Source organism: Pseudodesulfovibrio sp. (assembly GCF_028692895.1).
Taxonomy (GTDB): domain Bacteria; phylum Desulfobacterota; class Desulfovibrionia; order Desulfovibrionales; family Desulfovibrionaceae; genus Pseudodesulfovibrio.
On the sequence record NZ_JAQUWN010000032.1, the window covers coordinates 1 to 15780 of the forward strand.

Annotated in this window: 13 protein-coding genes and 1 pseudogene; 3 read left to right on the forward strand and 11 right to left on the reverse strand. The window is 70.1% G+C overall.

What is annotated here, in order from left to right; translation table 11 throughout:
- From PHP91_RS09600 to murI, 3 genes and pseudogenes are all read left to right on the forward strand, one after another.
- A pseudogene (locus PHP91_RS09600) lies at positions 1 to 436 on the forward strand (hypothetical protein); the annotation flags it as partial.
- Between the two features lie 66 nt (positions 437 to 502).
- Entirely contained in the window at positions 503 to 1774 is a 1272-nt protein-coding gene (locus tag PHP91_RS09605) for an HDOD domain-containing protein (RefSeq protein WP_300139954.1), read from the forward strand.
- 68 nt (positions 1775 to 1842) lie between these two features.
- Positions 1843 to 2682: a glutamate racemase gene (murI, locus tag PHP91_RS09610; RefSeq protein WP_300139956.1), complete on the forward strand. Its 840-nt coding sequence runs from the start codon at positions 1843 to 1845 to the stop codon at positions 2680 to 2682.
- Between the two features lie 90 nt (positions 2683 to 2772).
- Here murI and PHP91_RS09615 read toward each other — a convergent pair whose 3' ends face one another.
- The 11 genes from PHP91_RS09615 to PHP91_RS09665 form a co-directional block, all read right to left on the reverse strand.
- Entirely contained in the window at positions 2773 to 3864 is a 1092-nt protein-coding gene (locus tag PHP91_RS09615; protein ID WP_300139958.1) for a radical SAM protein, read from the reverse strand.
- On the reverse strand, positions 3861 to 4814 hold the full coding sequence (locus PHP91_RS09620) for a glycosyltransferase family 2 protein (protein WP_300139960.1): 954 nt from the start codon (positions 4812 to 4814) through the stop codon (positions 3861 to 3863). Before PHP91_RS09620 ends, PHP91_RS09615 begins: the two co-directional genes overlap by 4 nt.
- Before the next feature lie 82 nt (positions 4815 to 4896).
- A complete protein-coding gene (locus PHP91_RS09625) occupies positions 4897 to 7017 on the reverse strand; it encodes a glycosyltransferase (RefSeq protein WP_300139962.1) in 2121 nt (706 codons plus the stop codon).
- Entirely contained in the window at positions 7014 to 8312 is a 1299-nt protein-coding gene (locus tag PHP91_RS09630) for a glycosyltransferase family 9 protein (protein ID WP_300139963.1), read from the reverse strand. Before PHP91_RS09630 ends, PHP91_RS09625 begins: the two co-directional genes overlap by 4 nt.
- Positions 8309 to 9424 (reverse strand): hypothetical protein, encoded by a 1116-nt coding sequence (locus PHP91_RS09635; protein WP_300139965.1) that lies wholly within the window; start codon positions 9422 to 9424, stop codon positions 8309 to 8311. Before PHP91_RS09635 ends, PHP91_RS09630 begins: the two co-directional genes overlap by 4 nt.
- 4 nt (positions 9425 to 9428) lie before the next feature.
- Positions 9429 to 10220 carry an NTP transferase domain-containing protein gene (locus PHP91_RS09640; protein WP_300139967.1) on the reverse strand — a complete coding sequence of 264 codons (792 nt, stop codon included), beginning with the start codon at positions 10218 to 10220 and terminating at the stop codon, positions 9429 to 9431.
- Positions 10221 to 10222: 2 nt separating this feature from the next.
- Complete coding sequence (locus PHP91_RS09645) at positions 10223 to 11278, reverse strand: N-acetylneuraminate synthase family protein (RefSeq protein ID WP_300139969.1); 1056 nt, start codon at positions 11276 to 11278, stop codon at positions 10223 to 10225.
- A complete protein-coding gene (locus PHP91_RS09650; protein WP_300139970.1) occupies positions 11259 to 11933 on the reverse strand; it encodes a glycosyltransferase in 675 nt (224 codons plus the stop codon). Before PHP91_RS09650 ends, PHP91_RS09645 begins: the two co-directional genes overlap by 20 nt.
- Positions 11934 to 11943: 10 nt before the next feature.
- On the reverse strand, positions 11944 to 13344 hold the full coding sequence (locus PHP91_RS09655; protein WP_300139971.1) for a radical SAM protein: 1401 nt from the start codon (positions 13342 to 13344) through the stop codon (positions 11944 to 11946).
- Positions 13341 to 14306: a class I SAM-dependent methyltransferase gene (locus PHP91_RS09660; protein ID WP_300139972.1), complete on the reverse strand. Its 966-nt coding sequence runs from the start codon at positions 14304 to 14306 to the stop codon at positions 13341 to 13343. The genes PHP91_RS09655 and PHP91_RS09660 overlap by 4 nt, the downstream gene beginning before the upstream one ends.
- Complete coding sequence (locus tag PHP91_RS09665; protein WP_300139973.1) at positions 14303 to 15778, reverse strand: hypothetical protein; 1476 nt, start codon at positions 15776 to 15778, stop codon at positions 14303 to 14305. The genes PHP91_RS09660 and PHP91_RS09665 overlap by 4 nt, the downstream gene beginning before the upstream one ends.
- Positions 15779 to 15780: the final 2 nt, after the last annotated feature.

Genomic DNA, 15780 nt, shown 5'->3' on the forward strand with positions numbered 1-15780 from the left:
CATCCTGGCCATGTCCCCCTCCAAGGTCGCGTTCCGCACCGATGACATGCGGTTCATGGGCTATTTCCTGGGCAGCGCCGACCTGCTGGCCCAGATCGCGGACCGCTACTATCTCGAAAAGCTCCTGCTCCTCTTCGAGGAGTTCAAGGAGGCCCGCCTGCCGGGCTACAACTCCGCCTACGACCTGCTGGCCAAGACCAGGAACTTCTACCAGGACGTGGCCCGCAGGCGGCTGGACCGGGAGCTCGGCTCGGTGGACCGCTACATGCGGCACTATTTCCTGAAGCGGTGGAACGTGGACGAGGACCTCTACGCCCAGGCCATCCGCCGCAACCTCAACTACCTGGACGCCATCCTGACCCAAAGCGGCGACGACCTGGACAAATTCAGGAGCGCCCTGCGCCGAAGCAGCATGTCCCTGGACATCCTCCGCTAGAGCCTTTCCTCCCTCATGGGTATAGTTTGGTTGTTCTCCACCAATGAACAGGATATGCATAAAGACATGACAACAATACAGGCGGCTTCCAGTGAAGCCATCTTCATAGCCCGCCAGCCGGTCTTCCGACCCGACTCCACCCTATGGGGATACGAGTTGCTCTTCCGCTCCGCCCGGACCGCGACGGCCAACGTCAAGGACGGCGCCCAGGCCACGGCCTCGGTCATCGCCGACGGCCTGGCCCTGGCCACCGAGGGGATGCCCGCCGGCCCGCGCATCCTCATCAACTTTCCGGAAAAGCTCCTGGTGGAGGACGTCGGCTTCGCCCTGCCCAAGGAGGCGTGCATCATCGAGCTGCTGGAGGACGTGACGCCCTCGAAGGAGACCCTGAAGGCCACCCGAAGGCTCAAGGATGCGGGCTACACCATCGCGGTGGACGACTTTTTCGGCCAGCCCTCGCTGCTGCCCTTCCTGGAGCTGGCGGACATCGTCAAGCTCGACATCCTGGAGCTCGACTCCGACCCGAAGCTGGTGCGCCAGGCCATGGACAAGCTCCCCGGCCGGAGCCGCCTGACCCTCCTGGCGGAAAAGGTTGAGGACAACGGGACCTTCCAGGAGCTGCGCGACCTCGGGTTCGACCTGTTCCAGGGGTTCTTCTTCAGCCGGCCGGAGATCATCCCCGGCAAGAAGCTCTCGGCCAACGAGATCACCAAGCTCCAGCTCCTGAGCGAGCTTTCGGCCGACGACTTCGAGCCCAGGCGGCTGGCCGAGATCCTGCAATCCGACCCCAACCTGAGCTACCGGCTCTTCCGCTACATCAACTCCGTGGGCTTCGGCCTGCGCCAGAAGGTGACCTCCATCAAGCGGGCCATCGACATGATGGGGATGCTCCAGGCCAAGCAGTGGCTGCGCTCCGCCCTCATGGCGGACCTCAATCCAGCGCCCACGGGCGGAGAGCTGGCCTTCATGGCCGTGCACCGGGCCAAGTTCATGGAGACCGTGTGCTACCTTTCCTCCAGGCGGCGCGCCTGCGTGCCCGACGCCCTGTTCATCACCGGCCTCTTCTCCCTGCTGGACGCCATGCTCGGCATGGACATGGACGAGGTGCTCAAGAATCTTCCCCTGGACGACTCCATCGTCAAGGCCCTGCGCGGCGCGAGCGAGGTCCACAACCTGCTGTCCCTGGCCCGCAGCTACGAGCACGGGGACTGGGACGAGATCGGCCGCCAACTCGTGGACCTCGATCTCGACCCGGACGCGACAGACCGGGTCTACGCCGAAACCCGGCTCTGGGCGCAGCGGATGGTCTGCGCCTCCAGCGGGGGCGGGAGCATCTGATCCCCGGCAGAAAACCGTTGCCATCCCGCCCGGCCGGGGACAAACTCCCGCGCAAGGAGCACCCTTTCATGGAAGACATCGCAACGCGGCCCATCGGCATGTTCGATTCCGGCGTGGGCGGCCTCACCGTTCTCAAGGCCCTGCGGGAACGAATGCCCTGCGAGGACGTCGTATACCTCGGCGACACGGCCCGGCTGCCCTACGGCACCAAGTCGGCCCAGACCGTCTCCCGCTACGCCGTGCAGTGCGCGGCCGAACTGGTCCGGCGCGGGATCAAGCTGCTCGTGGTGGCCTGCAACACCGCCTCGGCCGTGGCCATAGGCCCCCTGCGCGAGGCCTACCCGGACATCCCGGTCATCGGCGTGGTGGAGCCCGGGGCGCAGGCCGCCTGCCGGGCCACCCGCAACAAGGCCATCGCGGTCATCGCCACGGAATCGACCATCGCGGGCGGAGCCTACCAGCGGGCCATCCACGCCATGGAGCCCGAGGCGCGCGTCCTGGGCCACCCCTGCCCGCTCTTCGTGCCCCTGGCCGAGGAGGGATGGACCGAGGGCGAGGTGACCGAAGGCGTGGCCCGCCGCTACCTGGACCCCATCTTCCGGCCCGCCTCCGGCGACGAACGGCCCGAAGCGCCGGACACCCTGGTCCTGGGCTGCACCCATTTCCCGCTCCTGGCCCCGTCCATCCGGGCCGTGGTCCCGGCCTCCACCACCATCGTGGACTCGGCCGCCACCACGGCGCGCACCGTGTTCGACGCCCTGGAGCGCCTGAACCTCCGCCGCCCCGGCTCGGGATGCGGCATGACCCGCTACCTGACCACGGACGACGTGCCCCGCTTCGCCCGCACCGGCAGCCGGTTCCTGGGCACGCCGGTCACCGAGGCCCAGGTCGAGCTCGTGGACCTCTAGGGCTTCCGCGCGCCACGCGAAAAGGCCGGCAGGGGGCCCGGAGGACGTCCTCCGGGCCCCCTGCCGGCCTTTTCCGCACCGGCGTTCCGGCTAGCGGAGCGCGCCCGGGTCCTCGATTTCGGCCAGCATGCGCTCGGCCATCTTCGGGTTGCGCACGTGGAACCGGATGTCGCGAAAACTGCGGCCCTGCACCCGGCAGATATGGCAGCACTCGGGCTGGGCGGGCGTGTTCACCAGCCGCCGGAACCGGGTGATCTTCTCGCCGTACCACAGCTCGTCGAACCCGGACTCGAGCAGGTTGCCGATGGGCTTGCCGGTGCGGCCGCAGCAGAAGCGGACGTCGCCGGCGAGATCGATCATGCAGTTCTTCCACGGGCTGTGGCAGACCTTGCCGCCGCATTCCCCGGACTCGCAGGCCGCGTCGTCGGCGAAGAAGCCGGGCACGGACAGCTCGATCCCCCCCGCCTCGGCCTCGGCCATGGCCCTGCGCATGCAATCGTCGCTCAGTTCCTGGGCGAAGAAGAGGGTCTCCCGGGCGATGTCCTCCCGCTCGCCGGGCGCAAAGGCGAAGATGACCAGCAGCCTGTCCACGCCCAGCGCGGCGGCCCGGGCCGTCAGGTCCGGCAGTTCGCGGATGTTGCGCAGCATGGCCACGAAATTGATCTGGACCTCGGGCTTTTGCCGGCCGCGCGCGTCGCGCTCGCGCACCAGGGCGCCGATGTTGCCGAGCACGTTCTCCAGGTCGCCGCCCCGGATGGACGCGTAGGTGTCCTGCGTGGCCGCCTCCAGGCTGATCTTGATAAGGGAGGCGTTGTTGTCGAGGAGCAGGGCGCGCCGCCCGGCGTCCAGGAGCGATCCGTTGGTGATGAGCTCGATCTCGCACTCGTTTTGCCCGGCCAGGGCGCAGAGGTCGGCCAGCCGGGGGTAGAGCAGGGGCTCGCCCCCGAAAAACTGCATGGTCTTGACCGAGGGCAGGACGTGGCGCAGCCGCTCAATGACAGCCCAGTCCATGTCGCCCTTGAACTCCGGCTGGTAGCACATCCAGCAGCGGTAGTTGCAGCGCAGGGTGGTGGTCAGGGTGACCAGCTTGGGATAGGTGATGACGTCCTCCCAGGCGTTTTCCGCCACGTAGCGGTCGTTGAGCTGGTCGTTGAGCCGGGTCAGGCGCTGGTTGGCGTTCATGCGTGGTTCCTCGTGGTGTCTGTGGTGTCGCCGCTCAGGAAGACGCCCTCCTCCACCCACAGGCCGTGGTAGGGACGCCAGGAGTCGGCCTGGTCCGGCGAGATGCGGTGACGGATGTTCACGGTGAAGGGTTCGGGGTACGCCGCGCGCACGCTCCGGGCCAGGGCGTCGATGCCGGACTTCTCCAGGCCGTCCACGGGGTGGACGAAGTCGAAGTGGGCCGTCTGACGGCGCAGGGCCGGGCGGGAGCGGATGTCCCAGTTGTTGCGCAACTGCTCGTCGCGCCGCGTCATGAAGTTGCAGGCCTCGTGCACCCGGTAGTGGTAGAGCCGCTCGTTCACGAAGTCGATCTTCTCCGGCCCGGCCAGCTCGGCCATGGGCAGGTAGAGGGAGAGGTCGCCCGCGGAGCGGAAGTACGCGCCGTCGCGGTCGCGGAAGGTCTCGTCCGGGAGCAGGGAAAAGAGGTAGGCCTTGAAGGACCGCAACTGGGAAAACCCCCAGGCCTGGGCGCGCGGCGGCGCCGTGCGGAGGAACGGCCGGGCCACGGAATGGTCCTGGCCCTCGATGTCCTCGTCCGTGTAGACCAGGTCGTACCCGGCCAGGTGGCGGGCCAGGAGCTTTTCCAGGCAGGCGGGGCGAATCCAGTCGTCGCTGTCCAGGATGGCCACCACGTCGGCCGGGCGAAGGTCCAGGGAGCGCAGGGCGGCCAGGGTGTTGCCCATGAGCCAGGCCCGCTCCCCGCCGGTGCGCAGCCGGATGCGCGGGTCGGCCAGGTAGGGGCGGACGCGCTCGGCCGTGTCGTCGGAGGAGCAGTCGTCGGCCACCAGGGCGGTCCAGCCGGTGAAGGTCTGGGCCAGCAGCGAGTCCAGGCACTCGCCGATGTACGGCCCGCAGTTGTGGCCGGGGATGACCACGAAGAAGCGTTGCGGCGCGAGCAGGCTTTCGGTCATCGCGACAGGCCGTCCGGGGTGGGGAGTCGTTCGTCCATGGCGTCTCTTCGGCTGTTTCCGTTTTTTTTCTTAGGCCGCGCGGCTAGTTCCCGGCCATGCGGCCGGGGCCGAGCACGCCCATGCAGGTCTCGCCCAGGCCGTCGCACGGGGCGCACAGGCCGTAGTCCGGGCAAAGGTCCACGCAGATGTCCTCCCGGAGCGGATGGGAAAAGATGTTCTCCATGGGCCGGTCCCGGCGCATGAGCCGGGACACGCACTGGTAGCGGTCGCCCTCGGGGTCGATCAGGTGGATGCGCTTGCGGCACAGGGCGTCGCGCCCCGCGTCGCGCAGGCAGCCCTCGAAATCGCGCTGGTCCACGTCCACGTCGATGGGCAGGCCCTGCTCGCGGAAGTGGTCCACGTCCGAGGCCAAGGTGCGTTGGTTCTCGTGGGCCTCGATGGCGTGGGCCGTCAGGGCCAGGCGCGGGTTGTCCAGGATGGTCCGGGCGTTGCGCAGGAAGATGTCGCGGTCCGGCTGCTGGTGGGCGTGCCAACTGGCGTAGAACCGCACCTCGCGGGTCATGGCGCGCAGTTGGTCGGCCACGTCCAGGCTCAGGTTGGTGTAGACCGAGACCGAGAGGCGCGGGTCGATGCGGTTGACCAGGCCGGGCAGATCCCTGAACAGGAACGGCTCGCCGCCGGTGAAGACCACGGGGCGGCCCTCCCGGTTGATGGCCTCGGCCCAGGCGTCGGCCGTGGCGGGCTTGCGCCGCTTGTCCACCCCGCGCGTCTTCTCGTTGACGCAGTAGGGGCAGTTCAGGTTGCAGGCCAGGGTCAGGTAGATGCGCAGCTTGCCGTCGAACCGGGCGGGGTTGCGGTAGGCGAAGGCCAGCTCGCGGCCGTGGGCGTCGGCCAGGGACTCCACCACCCCGGGCCGGTCCGGGGCGTACCGGAAGGCGCGCTGCAAGAAGCCGCGCCGGGTCTCCCCGAAGACGCGGTTGCGCAGGACCAGGGCCAGGCCGTAGTTGTCCTGGTGCTCGGCCAGCACGCCCGGCCGGTCCGCGTCGACGGCCCGGTCCTCGTAGAACTCGACGACCGGCGCCACCAGGGAGTCGGCGAAGTCCGCGTCGCCCCGCTCCAGGTGGGACTGGGCGCAGGCCAGGTAGGCGGCCAGGGTGGCGTGGGTGTTGCGGTTCTCGGCCGCGAAGTCGAAGAGCGCGGCGCGCCCGGCCTCTCCGGCGCGGGAGGCCAGAAAGTCCGCGAACAGGGCCGCGTTCTCCCGCTCCGAGCCCATGGCCCGGACGTGGTCCAGCCCGTTGGTCACCAGGCGGCCCCACAGGTCCGGGTCGCGCAGCAGCCCGGAGATGCGGTCCGCCGCGCCCGCCGCGTCGCCCGCCTCCACCAGGAAGCCGGTCTCGCCGTCCAGGCAGTAGTCGCGCAGGCCGCCGGAGTCCGCGCACACGGGCGTCGCGCCGCAGGCCATGGCCTCCAGGGCCGGGACGGGCGTCCCCTCCCCGCCGTCCAGGGCCAGCCAGAAGTGGCAGGCGCGCATGGCCTCCGCCCGTTCGGCCCGCGAGGGGCGGCAGAGGTACTCGGCGTCGGCCGGGAGCGCGTCCGGCCGGGGGCCGGTCCCGAAAAGCTTGAGCCGCGCTGGCACTCCGCGGCCGCGCAGGATCTCGGCCACGGCCAGGAGGTCGGCGAACCCGCCGCCGGGCGGGGGCTCGATCCACCCGCCCAGGACCGGGCCGTCCGGGCCGGGCATCCGCCGGTCGCCGGGACGGAACAGGTCGAAATCCACGCCGCAGGGGATGCACGTTGCCCGGCGGGACGCATGGGCGGCCGCCGCCTCCTCCAGCCTGCGCGACGCGGCCACGAGGTGGACGGGCTGCCGCCAGCTCCCGATGACCGCCTCGCTCGCGCCGGTCGAGCTCCCGAAATCCTCCAGCCAGGCGAACTTGGCGCCCTTGGACGGCGGCAGCGCGGCCACCTTGCCGGTCACGCACCAGGAGACCGCGACCACGGCGTCCGCGTCCGGGACCTCGCCGTCGCGCAGCAGCGGGGAGTAGGCCCGTTCGGCCCGGACCTCGCCCAGGTCGTAGCCGAAGGCCTCGGTGCAGGTCAGCCGGACCTCATGGCCCATGTCGGCCAGCAGGTTGGCGAGGCGGACGACATGCCGGCTCCCGCTCTCGTTGGCGTAAATCCGGTTCACGAAATTTATCTTCACGCGCGCACCTCGTTTGCGTTGAACAGGGTCCGGGCCTCGGCGAGCACCCGGTCCACGGACAGGTCCCTCAGGCAGGCATACCCGAGTTCGCAGGAAAATTCACCCGGCCTGAGCCATCCGGGCCCGCTTTTCCGCCCCTGGCAGGGCTGGCAGTCCAGGCCGAGGGAGAGGCAGCGGACCGCCGGGTTGAGCGGCCGGTTGCGCACCAGGGAGGAGGGGCCGAAGAGGACCAGGGTGGGCGCTCCGGCGGCCGCCGCCAGGTGGGCCAGGCCGCAGTCGTTGGCCACCACGCCCCGCGCCGCGCGGAGCAGGGAGACCGCCCCGGCCAGGGTGGCGTCGGTGACGAAGGTCGCGCCGGGCGCATCGATGGGGCGCAGGAAATCCAGCCGGGCGTAGGCCTCCAGGTCCGCCGGGCGGCACAGGACCACCGGGTTCTCCAGGCGGCGGAGCAGCGCATCCATGTGCGGCCAGCGTTTGGAGTCCCAGCCCACCTTGGAGCCGGGACAGACCACCACGCGGCCGCGCAGTTCGGGCGGGACCGGGACGGAGTCGCACCCGACAAAGGTCAACGCCGGATCGGCCTCCCGGCCGGTGACGTTGGCGAAGAACCGGGCGGCGAAGCCGGGGCCGTGGCCCTCGACGCCCACGCGGTACGGGGCGTGGAACATGTCCTCCTCCCGCCGGTTGGCGTGGTCCTCCACGTTCAGGCAGAGGTCCGGGGAGAGCCCGTCCAGCTCCTCGGGCCCGACCACGCGCACGCCGCCGGGCAGGGTCCCCCGGAAGGCGTCGGCCAGGGACCCGCCGCCCTGGTCGAAAGTGGGGCAGAACCAGGTCTCCCATCCCTGGTCGGCCGAGGCGCGGGCCAGAAAGGAAAGCATGACCACGTTGCCGATGCCGCCGTGCGCCTTGACCAGCACGGAACGGACGTCCCTCGGGTCCACCCGCCGGGGCAGGACCACCGGCGACTCGCCTTCCTCGTCCAGCCGCGCGGCCCGCTCGAAACCCATGAGCGACAGGGCCGTGAGCACGTACGGGGGCGTCGGCCCGCCGGGCGCGACCACCACGGCCGTGGCCGACGGCGCGCCCGCCCGCCGGGCCAGGTCCGCCAGGTCCGTCCGGCAGGGCGCCAGGTTGCCGCCGCCGAAGGTCTCGACCCGTCCGCAGGCCGGGAGCGCCGCCCGGTTGCCCTCGTGGCACAGGACCGGGCCGTCCAGGGGGCCGAGGCGGGCCAGGAAAAGTCGATCCGGCTCGGCCAGCCCGGCCACGGGCAGGATGTACACGCGGGGCGCGGTCATGGCCTGCCCGCCCGTTGCAGGGTGTCGGCGATGTGCCGGGCCCGGCGCTCCCAGGTATGCTCGTCCCGGATGGCCGCCAGGCGCGCGAGGACGGCGGGGTACTCCCGGACCACGGCGTCCGCGTCCAGGTCGGCCAGGTCCGGCCGGACGGCCCAGCCGATGCCCTGCTCGCGCACGTAGTCGCCCACGCGGGTGCCCGCGCCCGCCAGCAGCGGGATGCCGTGGCCCACGGCCTCGAAGAGCTTCAGCGGCACCTGGTGGTCGTGGTAGGGATGCGGGTTGCGCAGGATGGCCGCCAGGGCGTGGCCCGCGTAGGCGTCCAGCAACTGGTCGCCCGAGAGGTGGCGGACCGTGGCGTCGGGCGGCAGCCCGCCGTAGCGCGGCCCCCACTCCCCCCACTCCTGCTCGCGGCAGCAGATGGTGACCGGCATGCGCTCGGCCAGGCGCAGCACCGGCGTGATGTCCCAGACCGGGGGAACCACGCCGCCCACATAGATCAGCGAGAGGTCCGCCGCCGAAGCCGGGACCCGGCGCGGCGCCAGGGGCCCGACGTCGTGGCCGGGCGGGCAGGCGACGGCCTTGGCCGCCAGGGCGCGGGGCAGCAGGCCGGTCATGGCCAGGTCGGGCACGAAGAGCACGTCCAGCACCCGGCGGTAGTACCAGAAGTCCAGGTGGTGGAAGAACTGCCGCCGCCACCGCTCGAACGGTCCGAACCGCTGCCGGTGGTACGGGTACTTCCAGAAGATGTCGCGGTAGAACAGGCCCACGGGCACCGAGCGCCGCCGCAGCAGGGCGAAGAGGTCGAAGTCCGAGAAGGGATAGAACGGCTTGTTCCCCTTCTCGGTCAGCAGGGTGGGCAGCACCGAACTCTCGGCGTAGCAGAACGCGTAGGTCCCGCCGCCTTCCAGCCGGGCCACGGCCCGGCCGATGGCCTGCCGGCGCTGGGCCAGGGGGCCGCTTATGACGTCCACGGCGTAGCCCAGCCCCTCGAAGGCGCGGATCAGCTTGCCGGGGCGGATGCCGCCGCCGGAGATGGCGTAGCCGAGCTTGAACGGGACGTGGAAGAGGATGCGGGGCCTCTCCTCCTCCGGTCTGCCTGCCGATTCGCACATGCCGTCACCGCCGGGGAGTATCCAGGATACGGGTATTGACCCGCGCCCGGTAGACGGGGTCGTGGAAACGGTCGGGCACCTCGCGGTTGATGGCCGCCAGGTCCGGCGAGGCGTCGAGCAGGGCCACGATCTCGCGGATGGAGATGGCGCTCGGGTCCTTGTCCAGCCGCTCGCACAGGGCGCGCAGGAAGACGAGGTCCTCCGGGGTGTCCATGGTCAGCCGGTAGTCGGGGCGCAGGCAGTCCGGCTCGGCGTCGAGCCGGAGCACGCGGAAGACCTCGGGCTGGTCGAAGAACCAGGTCAGGTCGCAGGAGTCGCTGGTGTCCTCGGCGCAGCGGTAGGCCCGCTCCAGGGCGGAGAACGAGATGACCTCGGCCTTCATGCCCCAGGGCAGGCCGTCGGTGGTGGACCAGTCCGCCCCCTCGGCCGCGTGGCGGCGCACCTGGCGGTCCAGGTGCTCGGTGCAGGGAAAGAGGTTGTCGCCCAGGGCCCGGACCACCAGGTCCGCGCCGTAAAGCCGGGCCGCCTCGTAGAACCGGCAGAGCACGTCGTCGCCCTTGCCGCGAAAGCAGGGGCGGCCGAGCTGTTCGGCCGCGTCGGCCAGGGCGTCGTCCACGGGCTCGTCCGAGGTGCAGACCACCACCTCGTCCACGGTCGCGGCCCGGTCGAGCCGTTCGAGAATGTGCTCCAGGGCCAGGCGGCCGCGCACCAGGCGCAGGGCCTTGTGCGGCAGCCGCTGGGAGGTCAGGCGGACGCCCAGGAGGGCGACGGTGCGCGGAAGCGTGTTTTCGCCCATGCTCATTCCCCGAAGTCGCCGGTCTCGAACAGGGCGTCGGCGACCACGTCGCGCGCCAGGGTCTTGCCGACGAACTCGTCCAGGCGGGTTGGCGGGATGCCGGTGCCGGGCCGCTTGCAGACCACGTCCTCGGCCTCGAGCACGCTCCCCTTTGGCAGGTCGCGGGCGGCCACGAGGCTGCGCCGGGCAAAGGAGCGGGCCGGGCGCTCGCAATCCAGGACCGCCTTGCCGCCCGTGCCCAGGGCCGCCTCCAGGGTGCGGACGTCGGCCACCAGGCGGGCCAGGTCCGCCTCGTCCAGGGAGAGCCAGTGGTCCGCGCTGTCGGGCAGGGTCTTGTCGAAGGTGTAGTGCTTTTCGATGGCGCGCACGCCGTAAAGGACCGAGGCCGAGGCCACGACCGTGCCGAGGGTGTGGTCGCTGAAGCCGATCAGCTTGTCCGGGAACGCCTCCTGGAGCTTGAGCACGGCCCGCAGGTTGGCGTCCTTGGGCTCGGTGGGGTAGCACAGGGTGCAGTGCATCACGCAGACCTGGTCGTTGCCCCGGGAGTGGATGACCTCCACGGCCCGGCGGATGTCCTCCATGGACGACGCGCCCGTGGAAAGCAGGATGGGCAGCCCCTTGGACGCCACGTATTCCAGGAACGGGATGTTGTTGATGTCGCAGGAGGCGATCTTGAACCCGTTGACGCCGATCTCGACCAGCATGTCCACGGCCTCGTTGTCGAAGGGCGTGGAGAGGAACTCGATGCCGTGGGCGTCGCACATCTCCTTGAGCCTGCGGTGCTCCTCCTTCCCGAACGAGTCGAGGATGCTGTAGGAGTCGTACTGGCTCCCCTCCTTGTCGTGCTCTCCCTCCCAGTTCCAGAAGCGCGGGGCGTTCCGGGTGGTCAGCCTGGCCGCCTTGTAGGTCTGGAACTTTATCATGTCCGCGCCCGCCCGCTTGGCCGACGCGATGAGCTTTTCCGCATAGTCCATGCGGCCGAGGTGGTTCACGCCCGCCTCGGCTATGACCATGGTCCGGTCCTCGGACGCAATCGCCTTACCTATTCTGAATTCCATGACGTTCGTTCACCATCTGTTTGAATTTTTCGCGCAGCCCGTTCTGGGACAGGTTGTCGCCGTGCATGTAGTACCGGTAGTAGGCCAGGGGCAGGTGAAAGCCCTTGTGGTCGCGGCAGACCTGGAGCAGCAGGTCGTAGTCCTCGGAGTTGGGCAGGGAGGGGTCGTACCCGCCCGCCTGTTCGATGACCTCCCGCCGGAAGAGGATGCCCGCGCCGTAGTCGAAGAGGTTCTCCGGATCGCCCCGGTCGATGCGGGCGATGGGAAAGCCGTTCACGTCCACCTTGAGCAGGTCGCAGTAGGCGAAATCGATGGCCGGGTTCTCGTCCAGGATGCCGGCCAGGGTGTGCACCGCGTAGCGGTTCAGGAAGTCGTCCGAGTCCACGCGCATGACGTAGCGGCCCGTGGCCCTGGCCAGGCCGGAGTTGGAGGCCTGGGCCACGCCCATGTTCCTGTCGTGCAGGACCAGGACCACCCTGTCGCCGAACATGCGCAGGTATTCCCGCGACCCGTCGTCGGACCCGTCGTCCACCACGATGATCTCCAGGTCCCGGTGCGGGGTCGCCTGGTCCAGGCAGGACCGGATGGCGCGCCCGACCATGGAGATCCGGTTGAAGTTGGTGATGATGACGGAAACTCTCGCGATCTCGCCCATGGGACACCTCCTACTTGGCGGCCGCCGCCCGTTCGCCGGTGTCGGCTATGCCGGTGATATGGCCGGAAACGGGCTCGCTGGTCGCCCCGTCGGTGGTCTCCACCACCCACTTCTCCAGCAGGGCGGCCAGGTCCTCGGCCGTGCCCGGGAAATCCTCCAGGGTGAAGGGGGCGTTCTCCCGCTGGCGCCGCTCCAGGAAGCGGGCGATCCCGGACTCGATGGTATGGACCGAGGCCCCGCGCACGCTGACCAGGTGGAATCCGTCCTCCTCGCGCCAGCGCAGCCGCGCCGGGGCCACGAAGGTCTTGACCTGCGCCATCTCCAGGAACGGGCTCCGGATCACCTCGGGGGACGGCAGCCCGCCCGGCCCGGGGGCCAGGAGGTCCATGTCCGCCAGGTCCCTGGTGTAGGTCCGGCAGCCGCCCTCGCACTTGGGGAGCCAGGCGCAGGCGCGGCAAGGGCCGGGGATGAGCGAGTCGTCGCGCCACATCCGCATGTTCTCCCAGCAGGCCCGGATGCCGTCGGTCAGGGCGTTGCCGTACTTGCGGCTCTCGTGGACGCAGGCGTGGGTGTCGCCGTTGGCGTTGATGGTCAGGAGCTTGCGGCCCGCCTGGCAGCCCCGGCCGACGTAGTCCCTGTATTTGACCACGTCCTTGAGGAAGCAGACCGGATACTGGATCAGGGAGCCGATGTGGATGCCGGTGTCCTCCTTGACCCGGATGGACTCGTCCAGGATGAGGCGCTTCTGCTCCTCGGGCGTGAGCTGAAGCTCCTTTTCCAGGTCGGAGTCGTCGCAGTGGGAGGGGACCATCCGCGTGGTGAAGAAGTTGGTCACGCCCAGCTCGTGCAGGAACTTGCCCGTCTCGTACACGTAATCCTTGTTGCGCTGGGTCACGATCATGTTGGAGCTGACCCGGACGCCCGCGTCCACCGTGGCCCGGATGCCCGCCACGATGCGCTCGAGCGCGCCCTTGCGGCTGACCATCATGTCGTTGATCTCGGCGTGGCAGCAGTTGAGGCTGGTCAGGACATGGGGCAGGCCGTAGTCGGCGAAGCGGCGCATCTTTTCCGGGGTCGCGTTCAGCAGGTTCGAGTTCATGGTGATGGCGACCCCGTTCTCGGTCAGCCGCCGCATGAAGTGTTCGAGGACCCTGCCGTTGAGCAGGCACTCGCCGCCGGTGAGAATGACCTGGAAGACCTCGTTCTCGACGACGTCGTCGATCAGCTTGTCGGCCATGGCGATGTCGATGACCGCATCCGGCTCCGACGAATGACGCCAGAAATTGTAGCAGTGGCGGCACTTCTGGTTGCAGGCCGTGGTCAGCTCGACGCTGATGCAGGTCGGCGATTTGATGGTAGGAAAGAGGATGCCCATGATCTCGCTCCGTTGTTCCGGGACGACGCGCGTCATCCCGCCGTTTTCGGCATTGCCGTCAGGTGGCGCCAGCGGGGGCTGGCGGCGCCCGATTCCACAAGCATGGCGTCCATGGCGGAAAGCCAGCGGGCCATGCGATGTTCCCTTGCCCTGTCTTCTATGCGCAGGCCGCCGATGATCCTGTCGGTCAGGCCGTAGTCGTCGCCCAGGTCCGTGATGTCGAACCCCTTGGCCACGTGTTCGGTTATGTCGTCGAAATCCGACTCGTTGTCGTGGGGCGACTGCGGGCTCCCGCCCCCGGCGTCCCGGTATTCCAGCTCGCACCCCACGGCGTGGATGTCGGCCTCCAGCCGGGCTTCCCAGCCTTCGGCCAGGCCGCCCTGGTGATACATGCCGCCCTCGGCCAGCAGGGTCCGGACCAGGTGGGCCAGCACGGCCTCCCGCCGGGTGACGCGCCTGCGGCTCGGCTCGCTGACGAAGAGCCGCCCGCTCGGCCGGAGCAGCCCCCGGACCCGGGCCAGCGCCCCCGGCACGTCCGGGAAATGGTGCAGGGCCCCGACGAAGACCGCCAGGTCGTATCCGTCCGGGTCCCGGAAATCCTCCAGGCTGCTCACCAGGTAGCGCAGCGGGCCGCGCTCCCCGGCAAGGGGGTCGGCCCCGGCCGTTTCCCCGGCCACGCGGATCGCCTCCGCGGAAATGTCGATGCCCGTGACGTCGTGGCCGTGGCGCGCCAGCTCCAGGGCGATGTGCCCCGGCCCGCAGCCTATCTCCAGGATGCGGCGCGGCTCCCCGGCCACGTCCAGGATGCGCCGGGCGATGGCCCCGTACACCAGGTCCACGTAGACCGGGTCCCGCCAGACGTTGTTGCGGAACCACTCGCACCGCCCGGCGCGGCGCAGGTCCGGCACGTGGCCGTGGGCCATCCGCTCCCGGATCTGGGCGTCGAAGGCCCCGGCCTCTCCTGCCAGGTCGCGGGCGCTCTTTTCGGGCTTGGTCATGCGCGGGCCTCCTTGGATGCGCTCTGCCGCGTTTCGAGGTCGAGCCCCGGAACCCCGGCGTATCGGGCCAGGACCGGCTCCGGCTCCCCGGCGGCGCGCTCCGGGGGGCGCACCGTGCGCAGGGCCTGGGCAAAACTTGCCGGATCGGGCGCATAGAGGCACGACCCGTCGTCGATGACGTCCCGGTACACCAGCAGGCCGTGGTAGTGGACCACCACGGACGGGACCCCGAATTCCCGCGCCTCCAGCACGCAACTGGAGCATCCGGTGACGTGGACGTCCGTGTCGGCCAGCAGCGTGGTCAGGGGCAGCGCGGTGGATCTCGCCACCTCGAAGTGCACCAGTCCCTTTTCATGCAGTTTCCGTTCCCAGTACCCGGTCCGATGCGCCGCGCCGGGATGCAGCCGGAACAGGATGGCGTTTTCCCGGCTGAGCTCCGCCAGGCTCCCGTAGATCCAGTCCGGGAACATGGATTCGTCCTGGTGCGTCACCAGGATGCGCCGCAGCCCGGTGTCCGCCAGCGGAGAATCCCCGGCGGCCCCGGCGGCCGGCGCGCGGCTCCACCGCTCGATCCACGGATAGCCCGCCACGAACGGGACGTGGCCCGACACCCCGCTCGCCTCGCGCCAGCGGTCGATGACCCGGCGGTCCGACTCGCTCCATACCGCGAAACGGTCGGGCAGCACCGAGTAGCCCGCCGGGGGGACGTTCTCCCACCGGCCGTAGGCCGGGTGCCACTGGCCCTGCACCCCGTGCTGCACGTCCACCACCGGGATGGACAGGCGGCGGGCGGCCTGCACGGCGGCCATCTGCTTCACCGCGTAGTAGCAGGCCAGGAAGAGCGCCCTGGGCCGCAGGGCGCGGAAGATGTCCTCGAAACAACCGGCCAGGGCGTTGAACCGCCACAGGTCGCACCCGCGCTCGATCATGCCCACGGCCACCTTCAGCCCCCTGGCGGCCAGGGCGTCGCGCACCGCCTCCCAGCCGGGCAGGCCGAGCTCGGCGGCGGACCGGGGGTCGCGCGGGGTGGCCGAGGCGCGCTCCTCCAGCACTCCGTTGACGAAAAATCGGTCGTCCCGGCGGCGGGGGGAGTAGCCGTGGAGGCCCTCCAGCTCCAGCCGGACGCAGGCGAGCCCGGCCGCGCGCAGGGCGTCCATGACCGGGTCCAGGTAGATGTCGACCCGTTCCTCGCCCACCCGCTTGACGTAGGCGGCGTTGGACAGGAACACGCAGTCCGCCCCCCGGGCGGCGTCGAACCGGAACCGGGCGCGGGCGAGCTCGTCGGCCCCCTCGGGGTCGGGCGGGACCGGGGCGCGGTCCAGGCCGTAGTCCAGGCGCTCGAAAATCTCGAAAAGCGCGCGCATGCGGATGAGCGGCCACAGGGAAACCCCGCCCGCCGTCCAGCGGGTCACCGGGGTGGTCCTCTCCAGCTCGTTGAGCAGGACGACCAGTTCATCCCTCTTGACAGGCACGT